Annotated in this window: 7 protein-coding genes and 3 pseudogenes; 7 read left to right on the forward strand and 3 right to left on the reverse strand. The window is 73.9% G+C overall.

All coding sequences use genetic code 11. The features are described from left to right. The 6 genes and pseudogenes from KCH_RS40545 to KCH_RS34740 form a co-directional block, all read left to right on the forward strand. A pseudogene (locus tag KCH_RS40545) lies at positions 1 to 7,705 on the forward strand (amino acid adenylation domain-containing protein); the annotation flags it as partial. Then, positions 7,692 to 9,358 (forward strand): annotated as a pseudogene (locus KCH_RS34720) (phytoene desaturase family protein). The pseudogenes KCH_RS40545 and KCH_RS34720, both read left to right, overlap by 14 nt. 32 nt (positions 9,359 to 9,390) lie before the next feature. After that, positions 9,391 to 11,031: pseudogene (locus KCH_RS40550) on the forward strand (phytoene desaturase family protein); the annotation flags it as partial. Positions 11,032 to 11,101: 70 nt separating this feature from the next. Then, complete coding sequence (locus tag KCH_RS34730; protein WP_035869941.1) at positions 11,102 to 12,157, forward strand: MDR family NADP-dependent oxidoreductase; 1,056 nt, start codon at positions 11,102 to 11,104, stop codon at positions 12,155 to 12,157. A 35-nt stretch (positions 12,158 to 12,192) separates the two neighbouring features. Next, positions 12,193 to 13,311 (forward strand): Rieske 2Fe-2S domain-containing protein, encoded by a 1,119-nt coding sequence (locus tag KCH_RS34735; RefSeq protein WP_051653774.1) that lies wholly within the window; start codon positions 12,193 to 12,195, stop codon positions 13,309 to 13,311. Beyond that, entirely contained in the window at positions 13,274 to 13,774 is a 501-nt protein-coding gene (locus KCH_RS34740; protein WP_035869943.1) for a peroxiredoxin, read from the forward strand. Before KCH_RS34735 ends, KCH_RS34740 begins: the two co-directional genes overlap by 38 nt. A 62-nt stretch (positions 13,775 to 13,836) precedes the next feature. Here KCH_RS34740 and KCH_RS34745 read toward each other — a convergent pair whose 3' ends face one another. Beyond that, positions 13,837 to 14,352, reverse strand: a complete 516-nt coding sequence (locus KCH_RS34745; protein ID WP_051653775.1) for a TetR/AcrR family transcriptional regulator — start codon at positions 14,350 to 14,352, stop codon at positions 13,837 to 13,839. 134 nt (positions 14,353 to 14,486) lie between these two features. On the opposite strand from KCH_RS34745, the gene KCH_RS45545 reads away from it, so the two are divergent. Beyond that, entirely contained in the window at positions 14,487 to 15,440 is a 954-nt protein-coding gene (locus KCH_RS45545; protein ID WP_063750235.1) for a TIGR00730 family Rossman fold protein, read from the forward strand. 57 nt (positions 15,441 to 15,497) lie between these two features. Here KCH_RS45545 and KCH_RS34760 read toward each other — a convergent pair whose 3' ends face one another. Together KCH_RS34760 and KCH_RS34765 are read right to left on the reverse strand one after the other, a co-directional pair. Further along, positions 15,498 to 16,388: a universal stress protein gene (locus KCH_RS34760; protein ID WP_051653776.1), complete on the reverse strand. Its 891-nt coding sequence runs from the start codon at positions 16,386 to 16,388 to the stop codon at positions 15,498 to 15,500. A gap of 85 nt (positions 16,389 to 16,473) precedes the next feature. Further along, entirely contained in the window at positions 16,474 to 18,894 is a 2,421-nt protein-coding gene (locus KCH_RS34765; RefSeq protein ID WP_244305571.1) for a glycoside hydrolase family 65 protein, read from the reverse strand. Between the last annotated feature and the right edge of the window lie 37 nt (positions 18,895 to 18,931).

Here is an 18,931-nt window from a genome sequence, read left to right on the forward strand (position 1 = left end):
CCGTCAGGTCGACCGCGCGCAGCGCCGCCTGGTGTGGGTGTTCACCGGCATGGGCCCGCAGTGGTGGGGCATGGGCCGGGGCCTGTTCGAGGCGGAGCCGGTGTACCGGGAGGCCGTCGAGCGCTGCGACGCCGAGATCCGCCGGCAGGCCGGCTGGTCGCTGCTGGAGGAACTGGCCCGCCCGGAGGCCGAGTCGCGGATGGCCGAGACCTGGCTCGCCCAGCCCGCCAACTTCGCCGTGCAGGTCGGCCTGGCCGCGCTCTGGCGCAGCTACGGCGTCCGCCCGGACGCCGTGGTCGGGCACTCCACCGGCGAGGCCGCCGCCTTCCACGAGGCCGGGGTGCACGAACTCCCCGACGCGATCGCGGTGATGCTGCACCGCAGCCGGCTCCAGCACCGGCTGGCCGGCACCGGTGCGATGCTCGCCGTCGGCCTGACCGAGGCGGACGCCGTCCGCCGGATCCGGTCCTGCCGGGACCGGGTGTCGGTCGCCGCCGTCAACAGCCCCTCCTCGGTCACCCTCTCCGGCGACAAGGAGGCGCTGCGGCAGCTCGCCGCCGAACTGGAGCGGGAGCAGCTCTTCGCCCGTTTCCTGCCGGTGCAGGTGCCGTACCACAGCGTGCGGATGGACCCGATCCGGGACGAACTGCTGGACGCGCTCGCCGACCTGAAGCCGCGTCCGGCCGAGGTTCCGCTGTACCTGACGGCCCGGGAGGGCCGTGCGCACGGCACCGAGCTGGACGCCGCCTATTGGTGGCAGAACGTCCGCGAGCCGGTGCGGTTCCGCTCCGCGGTGGACCTGCTGGTCGAGGACGGCCACCAGGTGTTCCTGGAGCTCGGCCCGCACCCCGTCCTCGGCCACGCGATCCGCGAGTGCCTCGACGAGCGGGAGGCGACCGGCGTCACCCTGCCGTCGATCCGCCGGCAGGAGGACGAGCCCGAGCGGTTCGCCCGCTCGCTGGCCGAACTGCACAACCTCGGCGTCGAGTTGGACTGGGAGGCGCTGCAGCCCGAGGGCCGGCCCGTCCCGCTGCCCGGCTACCCGTGGAAGCGGGACCGGTACTGGGTGGAGCCCGCGCCGGTCGAGCAGGTCCGGCTCGGACGGCTCGACCACCCGCTGCTGGGCCGCCGCACCGCGAGCGTCCGGCCCGCCTGGGAGGTCCAGCTCGACGTCGAACGGCTGCCCTACCTGACCGACCACCGGATCGAGGACACCACGGTGTTCCCCGCCGCCGGCTACCTGGAGATGGCCGCCCAGGCCGTGCGGGTGCTGACCGGCGGCACCCGGACGGTGCTCGCCGACATCGAACTGCCCAAGGCGCTGTTCCTCTCCGAGGACCGGCCCCCGACCGTCCAGCTGGGCTTCGACTCCGACGGCGTGACCTTCTCGATCGCCTCCGCCGCGGGCGAGGAGCGCACCGTCCACGCCACCGGCACCGTCCGCACCGAGCAGCGCCGACGGCCCGCCGCCGCACCCGACTTCGCGGCGGTCCGGGCCCGCACCCGGCGGCTGGACGGGACGAGTGCTACCGGCGGCTCGGCGAACTCGGCTACCAGTACGGGCCGGCGTTCCAGCGGATCGAGGAGGTGTGGATCGGCCCGGGCGAGGCGCTGGCGCGGATCGCCCACCCCGAGCCGCGCCCCGCCGACGCCGGGCGGAGCCACGTCCACCCGACCCTGCTCGACGCCTGCTTCCAGACCCTGCTGACGCCCCGTCTGCTCGACCGGGACGGCCCGGACGGCGGCATCCGGCTCCCGCTGTCGCTGCGCGAGGTGAGCCTCGACCCGGTCGGCGACCGGCCGTTCTGGGTGCACGCCACGATCACCCGGGAGGACGAGGACGAACTGACCGGCGACCTCGCCCTGCACGCCGAGGACGGCACGCCGCTCGGCGGGATCACCGGTTTTCGCGCGGCCGGCGTCGAGCGCGCCGCCGCCTCCGTCGGCCCGGCCGCCATCGACGGCTGGCTGGCCGAACCCGTCTGGACCGACCTGCCCGCCGACACCGGCGACGCGCCGCCCCCGGACCGGCTGCTGGTCCTCGCCGACGCGCACGGGCTCGCCGAGCAACTCGCCGCCCGGCAGCGCGAACGCGGCGGCCACTGCCACCTGGTGCGCCCGGGCGCCGCCTACCGGCACGGCCCCGACGGCTCCACCGTCCGGCCCGGCTCCGCGGACGACCTGCGCCGGCTGTTCGCCGACCTCGACGAGGGCTACGACACCGTCCTGCACCTGTGGAACCTCGACCTGCCGTCCATCGACACGGCCGGCCGCGAGCAGCTCACGGACTGCGGCACCCTCGGCGGCTACTCCCTCGTCGCCCTCGCCCAGGTGCTGCCGAGCGCCCGGCCGAACGGGCGGCTGCACATCGTCACCCGGGGCGCCCAGGCCGTCGAGGACGGCGACCCGGTCGAGCCGCTCGGCGCGCCCGCCTGGGGCGTCGGACGGGTCCTGTGGCAGCAGGAACTCGTCGGCCACCGCGGCAAGTTGATCGACCTGGCCGGCACCGCCGAGCACCCCGCCGACCACTCCGCCGAAGCCGCCGCGCTGCTGCGCGAGCTGGCCGTCGAGGACGCGGAGGAGATCGCGCTGCGCGGCCCGCGGCGCGCCACCTGCCGCCTCGCCCGGCCGGCCGGCCTCACCCGGCCGCTGCCGCTGCGCCTGCGCGCCGACGGCAGCTACCTGGTGACCGGCGCGTTCGGCGCCCTCGGCCGGCTGCTCTGCCGGACGCTGGTCAAACGCGGCGCCCGCCGGCTGATCCTTGCCGGGCGCACCGCACTGCCCCCGCGCGAGCAGTGGGCCGACACCGACCCGGACACCCCGGCCGGCCGGCGGGTGGCGTTCCTGCGGGAGCTGGAGGAGCTCGGCGCGCAGGCCGTCCCGGTGCCGCTGGACGTCACCGACGAGACCGCCCTGGCGGACTGGCTGGCCGACCACCGGCGCCGCCAACTCCCACCCGTGCGCGGCGTGTTCCACCTCGCCGGGCAGGTCAGGGACGCGCTCGTCCCGGAACTCGACCGGGAGCTGTTCGACGCCGCGTACGAGCCCAAGGTGGTCGGCGCCCGCAACCTGCACCGGCAGCTGCGCGGGGAACCGCTGGACCACTTCGTGCTGTTCGCCTCCATCGCCTCGGTGCTGACCACCGCCGGACAGGCCAACTACGCGGCGGGCAACGCCTTCCTGGACGCGCTGGCCCACCACCGCCGGGCCCGCGGCCTGCCCGCGCTCAGCATCGACTGGGGGCCGTGGGCGACCGGCATGATCGAGGAGCTCGGCCTGGTCGGCCACTACCGGGAGGCGCGCGGCATGAGCTCGCTGCCGCCGGCCGCGGGCATGGCCGTGCTGGAGCGGGTCATCGGGCAGGACCGGGCGCAGCTGCTGGTCGCCACCGTCGTCGACTGGCCGGTGTTCCAGGCCTGGTACGCCACGCCGCCCGCGCTGGTGGCCGAGCTGGCGGCCGCCGCCGAGACCGTCCAGGCCGCGCCGGCCGGCGGCTTCCCGGCCGCGTTCCGGGCCGCCGACCCGGACGCCCGGCGGCAGTTGGTGGCCGAGCGGTTCACCGAGCTGGTCGCGGGCGTGCTCCGGGCCAACCCGGAGCGGATCGACCCGGCCGCCGGGCTGAACGGGCTCGGCCTGGACTCGCTGCTGGCGATGGAGCTGCGCGCCCGGATCCACGCCGAGATGGGCGTCTCGCTGCCGGTGGTGACCCTGCTGAGCGGCGACCGGGTCGGCGAGCTGATCGAGCGGGTGCACGCCGGCCTGCTGGAGTCCGCGGCCGCCGACGGTCCCGGGCCGGAGGCGGAGGTGGAGCTGCACACCGACGAGCGGCGCTACCCGCTGACGCAGAACCAGAAGGCGCTGTGGTTCCTCAAGCAGCTCAACCCGGACGCCTTCGCCTACAACATCGGCGGCGCGGTCGAGGTCCGCACCGAACTCGACCCGGAGCTGATGTTCGACGCCTTCCGGGTGCTGCTGGAGCGGCACCCGTGCCTGCGCGCCAACTTCGTGCTGGAGGACGGCCAGGCCGTCCAGCTGATCTCCGCCGAGGCCCGCCCGGACACCGGCCTGTTCGACGTCCAGGACCGCGACTGGGACGACATCCACCGGACGATCGTCCAGGAGTACCGCAAGCCGTACGACCTGGAACGGGATCCGCTGGTGCGGCTGCGGCTGTTCAAGCGCGGTCCCGACCGCTGGGTGATCATGAAGGCGGTGCACCACATCGTCTCCGACGCGATCTCCACCTTCACCTTCATCGACGAGCTGTTCACCCTCTACGAGGCCGCCCGCAGCGGCCGCACCGTCGAACTGCCCCCGGTGCCCGCCCGCTACCTGGACTTCCTCAACTGGCAGAACCGGCTGCTCGCCGGGCCGGACGCGCCGCGCATGCTGGAGTACTGGCGCACCCACCTGCCCGCCGAGGCGCCCGTCCTCGGCCTGCCCACCGACAAGCCGCGGCCGTCCGTGCAGACCCACAACGGCGCCTCCGAGTTCTTCAAGCTCGACGAGGAACTCAGCGGCCGCGTCCAGGAGTTGGCCCGCGAGCACGACGTCACCGTGTACATGGTGCTGCTCAGCGCCTACTACCTGCTGCTGCACCGGTACTCCGGGCAGGACGACATCATCGTGGGCAGCCCCGTCACCGGCCGCACCCGCGAGGAGTTCGGCTCGGTCTACGGATACTTCGTCAACCCGCTGCCGCTGCACGTCGGGCTCGCCGACCGGCCGTCCGTCGCCGGGCTGCTGGCCCGGGTCCGGGAGACGGTGCTCGGCGGCCTGGACAACCAGGAGTACCCGTTCGTCGTCCTGGTCGAGCAGCTCGGGCTGCAGCGCGACCCGAGCCGCTCCGCGGTGTTCCAGGCGATGTTCATCCTGCTCACCCACAAGGTCGCCACCGACAAGTACGGCTACCACCTCGACTACATCGAACTCCCGGAGGAGGAAGGGCAGTTCGACATCACGCTGTCCGCCTACCAGGACCGCTCCGACAACTGCTACCACTGCGTCTTCAAGTACAACACCGACCTGTTCGAGCCCGCGACCATGCAGCGGATGGCCGGCCACTACCGCAACCTGCTGGACGCCCTCACCAGCGCCCCGCGGACCGGCCCGCCGACCGGCTGCCGATGCTCGCCGCCGCCGAACAGGAACAGCTCCTCGACCGGTGGAGCGGCGCCGACCGCACCGAACCCGCCGACACCCCCGTGCACGAGCTGATCGCCCGGATCGCCGCCGAACGCCCCGAGGCCGTCGCCGTCACGCTCCCCGCCGCCCCGGCGCCGCCGCCCGGCACCTCGACTACGCCGAACTCGACCGCCGCAGCCGCCGCGCCGCCCGCCGGCTGCGCGAACTCGGCGTCCGCGACGGGGCGGTGGTGGCACTCTGCCTGGACAAGACGCCCGAACTGGTGGTCACCCTGCTGGCCGTGCTCCGGGCCGGCGGCGCCTACCTGCCGCTCGACCCCGGCTACCCCGTCGACCGGCTCGCCTACATGACTGCCAACGCCGACGCCGTGCTGCTGCTCACCGACCGCGACCGGCCCGAACTCGCCGGACTCGCACCGCAGTCGCTCACCGTCGGCCAGCTGGAGACCGGGCCCGACAGCGCCGACCCGGACGGGCCCGCCGTCGCCCTCGACGCGCCCGCGTACGTCATCTACACCTCCGGCAGCACCGGCCGCCCCAAGGCCGTGCGGGTCAGCCACCGCAACCTCGCCTCGGTGTACGCCGGCTGGCGCGCCGCGTACCGGCTCGACCAGGACGTCCGGGTCCACCTGCAGATGGCCGCCCAGTCGTTCGACGTGTTCACCGGCGACCTGGTGCGGGCGCTCTGCTCGGGCGGCACCCTGGTGCTGGTCGACCGCGACCTGCTGTTCGACACCGCCCGGCTGCATCGGACCATGGTCGAGGAACGCGTCGACTGCGCCGAGTTCGTCCCCGCCGTGGCCCGCGCCCTGCTCGCGCACTGCGAACGCGACGGCCACCGGCTGGACTTCATGCGCCTGCTGATCGTCGGCTCGGACGCCTGGAAGGCCGAGGAGCACCAGCGCCTGCACGCCCTGTGCGGCCCGGACACCCGGCTGGTCAACTCCTACGGCCTCACCGAGGCCACCATCGACAGCGCCTGGTTCGAAGGCCCGGCCGACGGAGCCGAACCCGGCCGGATGGTCCCGATCGGACGCCCCTTCCCCAACAGCGCGCTGTACGTGCTGGACGAGCACGGCGAACCCGTGCCGCCCGGCGTGGCCGGCGAACTCTGGGTCGGCGGCGCCGGCGTCGCCGACGGCTACGTGGGCGATCCCGAGCAGACCGCCCAGCGCTTCACCACCCGCGCCCTGGGCGGCCGCACGGTCCGCCTCTACCGCACCGGCGACCTGGCGCACTGGGACGCCGACGGCACCGTCCGGCTGCTCGGCCGGGCCGACAACCAGGTCAAGGTGCGCGGCCACCGCATCGAACTCGGCGAGATCGAGACCCAGCTCGCCGCACTGCCCGGCGTCGGCCAGTGCGCCGTGACGGTCCGTCAGGTCGACGACGGCGGCGGCGTGCTGTGCGCCTACTACGTCCCCGAGCCCGGCGCCGACCCGTTGCCGCGCGAGCTGCGCCGCAGCCTCGCCGACCGGCTGCCCGCCTTCATGACGCCCTCCCACCTCACCGCGCTGCCCGCGCTGCCGCTCACCCCCAACGGCAAGGTCGACACGGCTGCCCTCCCCGAGCCCCGGTTCGACCCCGGCGACGGCGAACCCGAACCGCCCACCACCCTCTTCGAAGTGCGGATGGCCGAGCACTGGAAGTCCCTGCTGGGCCTCGAACTCGTCGGCCTGCAGCACGACTTCTTCGAGGCCGGCGGCAGCTCGATCAAACTCATCGAGCTGATCCACCACTTGCAGGCCGAGTTCAACCTCAGCATCCCGGTCAGCCTGCTGTTCGAGTCCACCACGCTGCGCGGCATGGCCCGGACCCTGGAGCACATCATCACCGGCCGGATCGCCGGCGCCCGCCCGTACCTGTGCTTCAACCCCGGCGACGGCGGCGACGGCACGGTGTTCTGCTTCCCGCCCGCCGGCGGCCACGGCCTGGTGTACCGCCAACTCGCCGCGCACCTGCCCGAGTACCAGTTCCTCGCGTTCAACTTCCTGACCGGCGCCGACAAGGTCGCCCGCTACGCCGACCTGATCGAGAGCTTCCGCGAACAGGGCCCCTACACCCTGCTCGGCTACTCGCTGGGCGGCAACCTCGCCTTCGAAGTGGCCAAGGAACTCGAACGCCGCGGCCACGAGGTGCCGCACGTGCTCATCGTCGACTCCTACCGGATCACCGACGCCTTCGAGCTCCGGCCCGAACACCTCGACGCGTTCGAGAAGGAGCTGCGCGAACACCTGCACCGGCACACCGGCTCCGACGCCGTCGCCGAGGAGACCCTCAGCCAGGCCCGCGAGTACCTCGACTTCTGCAGCCGCACCCCCAACCTCGGATCGGTGCGCGGCCTGATCAGCGTCATCTCCGACGAGCAGAAGGTCCCGTTCTACGCGGCCGGCAACCAGGGCACCTGGCACGGCAGTTCCAGCGCCCGGACCACCGTGTTCCGCGGCTTCGGCAGCCACGCCGAGATGCTCGACCAGGACTTCGCCGCCCGCAACGCCGAACTGACCCGCGGCATCCTCACCGGAACCCGCACGGAAGGAGCGGCCGGTGCCGCGGGCTGAGCGACGACCGGCCACCCGGGCCGACGCACCCAACGTCATCGTCATCGGCGCCGGCATCGGCGGCATGGCCACCGGCTGCTACGCCCAGATGAGCGGCATGCGGAGCCGGATCTTCGAGAAGCACGTGCTGCCCGGCGGCTGCTGCACCGCCTGGTCCCGCAAGGGCTACCTGTTCGACTACTGCATCGACTGGCTGATCGGCACCGCCCCCGGCAACGACGCCAACCGCGTCTGGCGGGAACTCGGCGCCCTCGACGGCAAGACCATCACCAACTTCGACCTGTTCAACCGGGTCGTCGACGAACACGGCCGCTCGGTCACCTTCTACAACGACCCCGACCGGCTGGAACGCCAACTCCTGGAGATCTCACCCGCCGACGCCCCCTGATCCGCTCCTTCTGCCGGGACCTGCGCCGCTTCGCCGCGCTCGACCTGCACCCCTTCCTCAAACCGCCCGCCCTGCAGAGCCCCCGGGAACGGCTCGTCGCCCTGTGTGCGCTGCTGCCCTCCTTCCGGCTGCTGTGGCGGACGGCCGCGACCCCGCTCAACGCCTTCGCCGACCGCTTCCAGGACCCGCTGCTGCGCCAGGCGTTCCGCAACATCCTGTTCCAGGACCCGGACGGATTCCCGCTGCTGCCCTACCTGTTCAGCATGGCCGCCGCCCGCAACCTGAACGCCGGCTTCCCGCAGGGCGGTTCACTCGGCCTGGCACGCTCCGTCGAACACCGCTACACCTCGCTCGGCGGCGAGATCAGCTACCGCGCCCGGGTCGAACGCATCCTGGTCGAGGACGGGCGCGCCATCGGCGTCGAACTCAAGAACGGCGAACGGCACTACGCCGACCACGTCGTCTCCGCCTGCGACGGCCGCACCACCGTCTACCGGCTGCTGGAGGGCCGGTACACCGGACCCCGGATCGACCGGCTCTACCAGGACCTCATCCACGAACCCGGCACCCTGTTCCCCGCCGTCGTCTCCGTCTTCCTCGGCATCGACGGCGAACTCGACGCCGGCCGCGACACCGCCGACCCGCACTGCACCACCTACCTGCTCCCCGCCGAGCAGGCCGCCGAACTGCCCGGCTCCCTCCAGCGCAGCCTGGTGGTGCAGCAGCGCTCCCAGTACTCGGACGGCTTCGCACCGCCCGGCAAGTCGGTCGTCCACTGCACCTACTTCAGCGACCACGCCTACTGGAAGACCCTGCGCGGCCGGGACCGCCGCGAGTACCGCGCCCACAAGCAGCGCGCCGCCGACGTCGTCCGGGGCTTCCTGGAACAGCGCTACCCCGGCCTGCGCGAACGCATCGACCTGATCGAGGTCGCCACCCCGGCCACCATGGAGCGCTACACCGGCAACAGCCAGGGCAGCATCCTCGCCTGGAAGGCCTTCTCCGGCGCCGACGACGTGGTGACCAAACTGATCAACCGGGACCGGATGCGGCTGCCCGGCCTGGCCGGCTTCTCGATGGCCGGCCACTGGGCCAGCCTCGGCGGCCTGATCCGCGCCGCGTCCAGCGGACGCTTCGCCGTCCAGTACCTGTGCGAGGAACTGGGCCTGGAGTTCCGCGCCTGGGAGAGCGACGACCAGGAACCCTGGCACCCCGGCCGACTCGGCCACCTGCCCCAACTCGCCCGCTGGAGCGCCACCGCATGACCACACCCGGCCGCACGACCGGCAGAGAAACCATGATCGTCATCGGGGCGGGCCTCGGCGGACTCTCCACCGCCTGCTACGCCCAGATGAACGGCTACCGCAGCACCGTCCTGGAGATGCACGAGATCCCCGGCGGCTGCTGCACCGGCTGGGACCGCGGCGACTTCACCTTCGACTGCTGCATCAGCTGGCTGCTGGGCAGCGGCCCGGGCAACGAGATGCACCAGATCTGGCTGGAGCTCGGCGCGCTCCAGGGCAAGCAGGTGCGCCACTTCGACGTGTTCAACATCGTCCGGAGCGCCCACGGCGAGGTGTACTTCTACTCCGACCCCGACCGGCTCGAAGCCCACCTGCTGGCCATCTCGCCCGAGGACGCCCGCCCGATCCGGGAGTTCTGCGCCGGCCTGCGCAAGTTCCGCGCCTGCCTGCCGAGTTACCCCTTCCTCAAGCCGGTCGGCCTGATGGGCACGGTGGAGCGCTGGCGGATGCTGGCCGGCTTCCTGCCCTACTTCAACGTCGTCCGGCGCTCCATCGGCACCCTGATGACCGACTACTCGGCCCGCTTCCGGCACCCGCTGCTGCGCGAGGCCTTCAACTACATCCTGTACGAGCGCCACCCCGCCTTCCCCGTGCTGCCGTTCTACTTCCAACTGGCCTGCCACGCCGACCTGTCGGCCGGCGTCCCCGAGGGCGGCTCGCTCGGACTGGCCCGCTCGATCGAGGAACGCTACCGGCGGCTCGGCGGCGAGGTCCGCTACAACGCCAAGGTCACCGAGGTGCTCGTCGAGGAGGACCGCGCGGTCGGCGTCCGGCTCAGCGACGGACGCGAACTCCGCGCCGACATCGTGGTCTCCGCCGCCGACGGCCGCACCACCCTGCTGGACCTCCTCAAGGGCCGCTACCTCGGCGACACCTACCGCGAGCTGTACACCCGCACCATCGAACGGCCCGGCATGGTCTTCCCCGGCTACGTCACCGTCTTCCTCGGCATGCGCCGGCCCTTCCCCGAGGGCGAACCGTGCACCACCTACCTGCTCGACGAGGAACGCGCCGCCCGGCTCACCGGCATCCGCCACCCCAGCATCAACGTCCAGTTCCGCAGCCGGCACTACCCCGAACTCTCGCCCGCCGACTCGACCGTCGTCTACGCCAGCTACTTCTGCGACATCGCCCCCTGGCGGGCCCTCAGCACCGGCCCGGAACAGCAGAGCCGGCTGCGCCGCGGCGAGGAACTGCACACCCTGCCCACCGGCCGCGGCCGCGCCTACCAGACCGCCAAGCGCCAAGTCCGGGACACCGTCGTGGAGTTCCTCGACCAGCGCTACCCCGGCCTGAAGGACGCCGTCGCCGTCCGGGACGTCTCCACCCCGCTCACCCAGGTCCGCTACACCGGCAACTACGACGGCAGCGTGCTCGGCTGGCAGCCGTTCGTGGAGAGCGGCGAGACGCTGGAACAGGAGATCAAGCGCAACGGCCCCGCGCTGCCCGGCCTGCGGAACTTCTACCTCTCCGGTGTCTGGGCCACCACCGGCGGCCTGATCCGCGCCGCCGCCGCCGGACGCCACGTCATGCAGTTCGTCTGCCGCGACGACGGCAAGCCGTTCCGCGCCGAGATCGACCGCACCGCACCGCCGCCCACCCACCTCGTCGTCCCCGTCGGCCCGCTGCCCCCGCCGCGCCCGCCGTTTCCGCCGCCCCCGCCGCCCCCGTCGTCCCGCTCGGACACTGAGGAGAGAACACACCGTGCAGATCGCCAAGTGGGTCGTCCAGGAACACCTCGACGGCGTTCCCGACGCCCACCGGATGTACCGCAAGGTCGTCGAGGACGTCCACGTCGACCTCCGGGACGACGAGATGCTCTTCCGCACCCGCCACCTCTCGCTCGACCCCTACCTCCAGGGCATCACCCTCGACACCCCGATCGGCGACCTGATGGGCGGCGACGCCGTCATGGAGGTGCTCGCCGCCGGACCGCGCGCCCGGTTCGCCGTCGGCGACCTGGTCGAGGGCTACGGCGGCTGGTGCACCCACCTGGTGGGCACCGGCGACGCCCGGCTCTGGCAGACCGGGACCTTCCCGATGGTCTTCCCCGAGTACCGCCGCCTCGACCCCGCCGACTACGACGACACCCTGCCGATCAGCACCGCGCTCGGCATCCTCGGCAGCCCCGGCATGACCGCCTGGGGCACCCTGACCAAGTTCATGACGCTGCGCCCCGGCCACACCGTGCTGGTCAGCGCCGCGAGCGGGGCCGTCGGCTCGCTGTTCGGCCAACTCGCCGTCCGGGCCGGCGCGCACGTCGTCGGCACCACCAGCTCCGAGGAGAAGGCCGACTACCTCGAAGGCCTCGGCATCCACCCGGTCGTCTACCGGCACGGCGACGACCCCGAGCGGATCGGGGAGCTGCTGCGCAAGGCCGCGCCCGACGGCATCGACCGCTACCTCGACAACCTCGGCGGCGCCGTCACCGACGCGGCGTTCACCATGCTGAACGTGCACAGCCAGGTCGCGGTCTGCTGGCAGTGGGCCGCCCAGGTCGGCAACGAGCACACCGGGCCCCGCCTGCTGCCGTACATCCTGTTCCCGCGCACCACCATCCGCGGCATCTTCGCGCCCGAGTGGTTCACCGAGGCCAACTGGGCCGCGCTGCGCGCCGAGGTCGGCGGCCTGGTCCGGGCCGGGGAGATCTCCTACCGGCAGACCGTCCACCAGGGCTTCGACGCCATCCCCGCCGCCTACCAGAGCCTGTACAGCGCCGACCGCACCCGCAACCGCGGCAAGGTCGTCGTCGAACTCTGAACCCCTGTCCGCCGGACATCCGAACAGGAGAACCCATGCGACCGTCCCGGAAGTTCGGACAGGTCATCAACCAGGGCCCCACCCCGGGCGACGCCGCGCTGCCGCCCGCCCTGCCCTGCCCGGACGGCTGGGCCGCGCTCGCCTTCACCGCCGAACTCAAGCCCGGCACCGTGCTGACCCGCCAACTGGCCGGCGAGGACGTCGTGCTGTACCGGCAGCGCGACGGCCGGATCCGCGCCACCCGCCCCTACTGCCCGCACCTCGGCGCCCACCTCGGCCTCGCCGAGGTGGCCGGCAACGACCTGGTCTGCCCCTTCCACCGCTTCGCCTTCGGCCCCGACGGCCGCTGCGTGCGCACCGGCTACGGAACCCCGCCGCCCAAGGCCGCCCTGACGCACCTTCCGGTCCGCGAGGTCAACGACGCCGTCTTCGTCTGGCGCCACCACGACGGCCGCGAACCCGACTGGGAGATCCCCGCCTGGCACGTCCTCGGCGACCTGCCGTCCCGGCACGCCACCTGGGAGATGGCCGGCTACGCCCAGGACGTCATGGAGAACGCCGTCGACGTCGGGCACTTCCGCACCCTGCACGGCTGGTCGCGCGGCGAACTCGCCGCCCCCGTCAGCTTCGACGGGGTGACCTTCCACGTCTCGATGCGGGTGCAGGAGCAGTTCCCGCTGCTGGGCCGCCGTCAGGTCGAGGTCGAGGTCGACGGGTACGGCCTGAGCTGCCTGCACACCGACGTCCACACGCCAGCCCTCGGGCTGGAGATGTGCTCCCTGGTGATGGCCACCATGACCGCGCCCGGCCGGATGCAGTTCCGGCAGGCCAGCCGGTTCCGGGTGACCGAACCGTCCCGGCTCCCGCCCGCGCTGGCCCGCACCGCGAGCCGGACGCTGTCCCGGCTGCTGGCCGGGCCGATGTTCCGGTTCAGCTGCGAGTTCACGGCCGCGGACTTCCCGATCTGGTCCACCAAGCAGTATCTTTCCCGCCCCCGGCTGGCCGCCGGCGACGGCCCGATCGGCCCGTTCCGCCGCTGGTCCCGGCAGTTCTACCCACCGAACCAGACCGGGCCGCTCACGCTGCCCGGCACCCCCGTCGAAGGAGAACACCCGCATGGCCAAGCCGCCGGAACCCGGTACGTCCGCCCCTGAGTTCACCCTCCCCGGCCTCCGACTCGACGGGGACACCGCGGAGCGCCGCGAGTACCGCCTCGCCGACGCCAAGGGCAGCCCGCTCGTCCTCGCCTTCTACCCCGGCGACGACACGCTGGTCTGCACCCGCCAACTCTGCTCCTACAACACCGACCTGGACCGCTTCGCCGAACTCGGCGCCGCCGTCTGGGGCATCAGCGGCCAGGACCTGGACAGCCACGAACGCTTCGCCCGCAAGCGCGGGTTGGGCCTGCCGCTGCTCTCCGACGCCGGCGAGGCGGTCGCACGGGCCTACGGCATCACCGCCCCGGGCATCGGCCTGCGCCGCTCCGTCTTCCTGCTCGACGCCGAGGGCACCGTCCGCTGGCGGCACGTCGCCCTGGCCGGCCTGACCTTCCAGCGCACCGACACCCTGATCCGGGAGCTGGCGGCGCTGGTCGACGCGCCGGCGGCGCCCCGGTGAGACGGGCCGGGCGCGCGGTACGCGGTACTGGGCGCGCGGTGCTTGGTGCTCGGTGCTTGCTGTCAGAGGCCGAGGATGCGGACCAGGCGGTCGGGGAGGCGGTCGTCGACGGGGAGGCCGGTGACCAGTTGGCGGTAGAAGACCGCGCCGGCCAGGGCGTCCATGAAGAGTTCGACGTCGGTGTCGGCCGGCAGGTCGCCGCGGGCGATGCCGCGCCGGAGGACGGCGGCGCAGTTGGCGCGGCGTTCGGTGAGGAAGGCCGCGCGGAAGGCCTCCAGCGCGCCCGGGCGGCCGGCCAGGTCGGCGATCAGGGCGGGCATCGTCGCACCGGCCGGGGTGGCGGTGTAGTTGGCGATGGTGCCGCGCAGCCAGGTGGTCAGGTCGTCGCGGGTGCTGCCGGTGTCCGGGAGCGGGCCGGTGTCCATGCGGGAGGCCAGGGCGTCCGCGGCCAGCGCCGCCTTGTCCGGCCACCAGCGGTAGAGGGTGCTCTTGTGCACGCCCGAGGCGGCGGCCACGCCTTCGACGGTCAGCCGCGCGTACCCGGCCTCGCTGAGCAGGGCGAGGGTGGCGTCGAGCACCCGGTCCCGGCCGCGGGGCCCTTGGGGCGGGCGGAGGAGGCGGTGGGCGGGGGCTCGGCGTCGTGACGGGGTGAGGTCATGACGGCCACTCTGCCATAATGCGACGCGACGTCGCGTCGCATATGGAGGATTTGATGCGCTTCGCAGTCTTCGCCGGATCCGCCACCGGCCACCGCCCCGAGTACACCGCCCTCGCCACCGCGCTGGGCACCACGCTGGCCCGCAGAGGCATCGGCATCGTCTACGGAGGCGGCCGGGTCGGCCTGATGGGCGCGCTCGCCGACGCCGCACTCGACGCCGGCGGCGAGGTGCTCGGCGTCATGCCGAAAGCCCTGGTCGACAAGGAGATCGCCCACCGCGGCCTGACCCGCCTTCAGGTCGTCGAGGACATGCACCGCCGCAAGGCCGCCATGGCCGAGGCCGCCGACGCGTTCATCGCCCTCCCCGGCGGTGCCGGCACCCTGGAGGAGCTCTTCGAGGCCTGGACCTGGCAGCAGCTCGGACTCCACACCAAGCCCGTCGCCCTGCTCGGCCCGCCCGGCTTCTGGCAGCCCCTGACCGAACTCGCCGACCACCTCGTCGCCACCGGCTTCGTCCGCCCCGCCCACCGCGAGCTGATAGCCGAGACCGACCCCGACGCCCTGCTCGACGCCCTCGACCGCTGGCGACCGCCCACCCCCAAGTGGAAGACCCGGGCGGACCAGCAGCACCTGGACTCGGTCGGCTGGATCTGCGTCCGCGACGGGCGCCTGCTGGCCGTCCGCACCCGCGGCAAGGACGCCTTCTACCTCCCCGGCGGCAAGCTCGAACCCGGCGAGACCCCGACCGACGCCCTCGCCCGGGAACTGCGCGAAGAACTCGGACTCGGCTGCGCACCCGACCGCCTCACCCACGCCCACACCGTCGAGGCCCCCGCCCACGGCCGCCCCGGCACCCGGCTGCGCATGCACTGCTACACCGGCCCCGCCGACGGCACCCCCACCCCCGCCGCCGAGATCGCCGAACTCGCCTGGCTCACCGCCACCGACACCGAGCGCTGCGCCCCGGCCCTGCGCGAGCTCATGACCCGGCTCGACCTGGACCGCTGAACCCCTGCCCGGAGCGCGGCCGGCCGGCGCGCCGCCGCAGGGTGAGCCGGGGGCCGTTCAGCGCTCCCGCGCGAGCGGGTCGGCGGCGCCGGGCGCGGCCGGGACGATGACCACCGGGCAGGGCGCCCGGCGGACCAGGCCGTGCGGGACGGAGCCCAGCCGCAGCCCGGTGAGACCGCCCCGGCCGTGGCGGCCGACCACGACCGCCAGGGCGTGCGCGGACACCCGGACCAGCTCGTCCACCGGATCGCCGGCGATCACCTCGTGGGTGAGGTCGAGGTCCGGCTCGTCCGCACGGCAGCCCGCCGTCGACTCGAACAGCCGCCGCCGGATCTCCGGCTCGCTCTCCAGCGGCTCGAACGGGCGCACCGGCGTCCGGCGCACCCACACCGCGCGCAGGGCCGCGCCGCGGCGGCCGGCCAGGTCCGCGGCGAAGCGCACCGCCGCCCCGCAGGCCGGCGAGCCGTCGACGCCGAGCACGACGTACGGCGGCCGGAGGCTGGTGTGCTCGGGCTCCCGCACCACCGCGACCGGGCAGTGCGCCTGCGCGCCGACCGGGACGGCGACGGAGTAGCGGCTCAGCGCCTCCTCCAGCCGGTTGAGCCGGCGCGAACCCAGCACCACCAGCGCGGCCCGTGCCGACTCCGCGCACAGCAGCGGCGCCGGGCCGCCCTCGCGCAGCGCGGCGCTCACGGCCAGCCCGGGGTGGCGTTCGAGCGCGATGCCCTCGGCCTTCTCCAGAGCGACGCCCCCCGCCTCGCGCAGCGACTGCAGGTAGCTGCCGCCGTCGCCGCGCCGGTCGCGCGGCTCGTCCGGCACCACGTGCACCAGCCGGAGCGGGAGCCCGCGCCGCTCGGCCTCGTCGGCGGCCCAGCCGACAACCACGGGGCTGACCTGCCGGGCGTCGACGCCCAGCACGATCGGGCGGGTTTCGGTGCGAGACGACATGACTCCTCCACCGCAACGGCGGCCGTTGTCCGGTGACGGCCGGCTCACCTTCCACGCTAGGCGCGCCGGTCGGCGCGGGCGAGGGTCAGAGGGTGAAGGTGCGGCTCTCGCCGGGGCGGACGGTGGAGAGCACGCCGTGCAGGCGGACCCGGACGGGCTCGCGGCGGTCCGGGGCGAGGGTGATCGTGGCGGTGCGCCGGTCGACGGAGAGCCGCAGGCCGCGCTCGCCGCGGTAGCACAGGTCCATGGCCAGGCCGGGGAGTGCGGACGGCAGGTGCGGGTCGAGGCCGAGGGCGTCCTCGCGCAGATCGAGGCCGGTGTAGCAGCGCTGGAGCAGGTCGACGGCGCCGGCCATCGCCCCGAGGTGGACGCCCTCGCGGGTGGTGCCGCCCTGCGCGTCGCACAGGTCGGCGGTGAGCGCGTCGCGGAAGTGCCGCCAGGAGGCGCGGCGGTCGCAGCGGGTCAGCACCCAGGCGTGCACCACGGAGCTGAGGGTGGAGCCGTGGACGGTCCGGCGCAGGTAGTAGGAGGTGGTGCGGCGCATCAGCTCGTGGTCGGCGCGGTGGCCGAGGCGGCGCAGCAGGTCGCGGACCTCGCCGGCCGGGAACAGGTACCAGAGCATCAGCGTGTCGGCCTGCTTGGAGACCCGGTAGCGGTTGGCGGTGTCGCCCTCCGCCTCCAGGATCCGGTCCAGCCGCCGCAGGTCCGGGTAGCGGCGGCGGTAGCCGTCCCAGTCGAGTTCGGCGAGCCGCTGGTAGCCGTCGAACTGGCTGATCACGCCGTCGTGGAACGGGACGTGCAGGTGCCGGCCGAGCTGCTGCCAGCGGTCGAGTTCGGCGGCGTCCAGGGCCAGTCGCTCCGTCAACTCGCCGCGCCGGTGGGCGGGGAGGGCGGCGAGGGCGTCGGCGGCCCGGGCGAGCACCCAGGAGGCGAGGACGTTGGTGTAGGCGTTGTCGTCGAGCCCGGGGCCGTCGGCCCACGGGTAGGCGTCGTGGTACTCGTCCGGCCCGAGGACCCCGCGGATCGACCAGTGCCCCCGGGCGGGGACGTACTCGGCCGCCGACGCCCAGTACCGGGCGATCTCCAGCAGGGTCTCGGCGCCGGCCTGCGCCAGGAAGTCCCGGTCGCCGGTGGCCCGGTAGTACTGCCAGACGTTGTAGGCGACGGCCAGCCCGACGTGCCGCTGCAGGTGGCTGTGGTCGGGCACCCATCGGCCGGAGAGCGGGTTGAGGTGCACCAGCGGGGACTCCTCCCGGCCGTCGCTGCCGCTCTGCCACGGATAGCTCGCGCCGCGGCGGCCCTCGGCGCGGGCGGCCTGCCGGGCGGCGTCCAGGCGGCGGTGGCGGTAACGGAGCACCGCGCGGGAGAGCTCGGGGAACCGCAGGTCGAGTACCCGCAGCACGAACAGCTCGTCCCAGAAGACGTGGCCCCGGTACGCCTCGCCGTGCAGGCCGCGGGCCGGAACGCCCACGTCCAGGTCCGCCGAGTGCTCGGAGAAGGTCTGCAGCAGGTGGAACAGGTCGAGGTGCAGCGGGCCCAGGCCGGGGAAGTCCGCGTCGGTGCCGAAGCGCTGCCACAGCTGCGCCCAGCGCAGCGCGTGGCCGGCCAGCAGTTCGTCGAAGTCCCCGGCGTCGGCGGCGAGTCGGCGGGCGGCGTCGAGCGGGTCGCCGGTGGCGGGGTCGTGCGAGGTGTGCACGGCGACGGCCTTGTCGAGGGTGACGGGCAGGCCGGCGGCGGCGTCCAGAGCGAAGGTCTGCGCCGTCCACCCGGCCCGGGTCGCGCCGGTGCGGCCGACCCCGGCGGGCCCGTCCGCGCCCCGCAGCCGGTGGCGGGCGGCGAGCGCGATGCGGCGGCCCGCGCCGGTGGAGACCTCCAGCCACAGCGTGCCGTCCTGCTCCGCGCCCTGGCCGCGCGGGCGGAGGTGACGGGCCGTCAGTCCGGTGTAGCGGGGCACGCCCGTGTTGGTGACGGTGCCGTCGAGGGCGGAGCGGACCTCCAGGCGGCCGGACCAGTTCTCCGGCGTGAGCACGGTCTCCAGGGCGGCCAGGTGCGGCAGGGCCAGGCTGGCCAGGCGGCGCTGGACCAGCCGGGTGCGCCGGCCCGCGGCGTCCACACACAGCGCCCGGCGGGTCAGCACGCCGCGCCGCAGGTCGAGTTCGAGTTCCTGCTCGGCGGGCGGGCCGGTGAACCAGGCGCCGCCGGCGGGGCGGAAGGTGACGGGCAGCCAGTTCGGGCAGTTCACCAGGTCCTCGTGGGTGAAGGTCCGCCCGCCGACGACCGAGTCGGCCCGGTCGTAGCAGCCCGCCAGGTAGGTGCCCGGGTAGTGCACGCCGTCGGCCACCGCCTCGGGCGCGGCGCCCCGGGTGACCAGGTAGCCGTTGCCGACGGCGCACAGCGCCTCCCGCAGCCCGACCTCCGCCGGCCCCGCACCGGTCCAGCGCAGCGTCCAGGGATCCGGCATCGGCGGGCGGGCGTTCGCCCGCGAGGACCTGGCCTCGGACTCCACCGGCCACCTCCGTTCGTGCGGCCCCCGCTCCAGTGTG

The organism is Kitasatospora cheerisanensis KCTC 2395, from assembly GCF_000696185.1.
GTDB lineage: Bacteria > Actinomycetota > Actinomycetes > Streptomycetales > Streptomycetaceae > Kitasatospora > Kitasatospora cheerisanensis.

What these genes read in the sequence shown, in the direction of transcription:
- KCH_RS45545 (WP_063750235.1), top strand. Translation starts at nt 14,487, where the DNA reads ATGCGCTTCGCAGTCTTCGCCGGATCCGCCACCGGCCACCGCCCCGAG.
- KCH_RS34760 (WP_051653776.1), bottom strand. Translation starts at nt 16,388, where the DNA reads ATGTCGTCTCGCACCGAAACCCGCCCGATCGTGCTGGGCGTCGACGCC.
- KCH_RS34735 (WP_051653774.1), top strand. Translation starts at nt 12,193, where the DNA reads ATGCGACCGTCCCGGAAGTTCGGACAGGTCATCAACCAGGGCCCCACC.
- KCH_RS34740 (WP_035869943.1), top strand. Translation starts at nt 13,274, where the DNA reads ATGGCCAAGCCGCCGGAACCCGGTACGTCCGCCCCTGAGTTCACCCTC.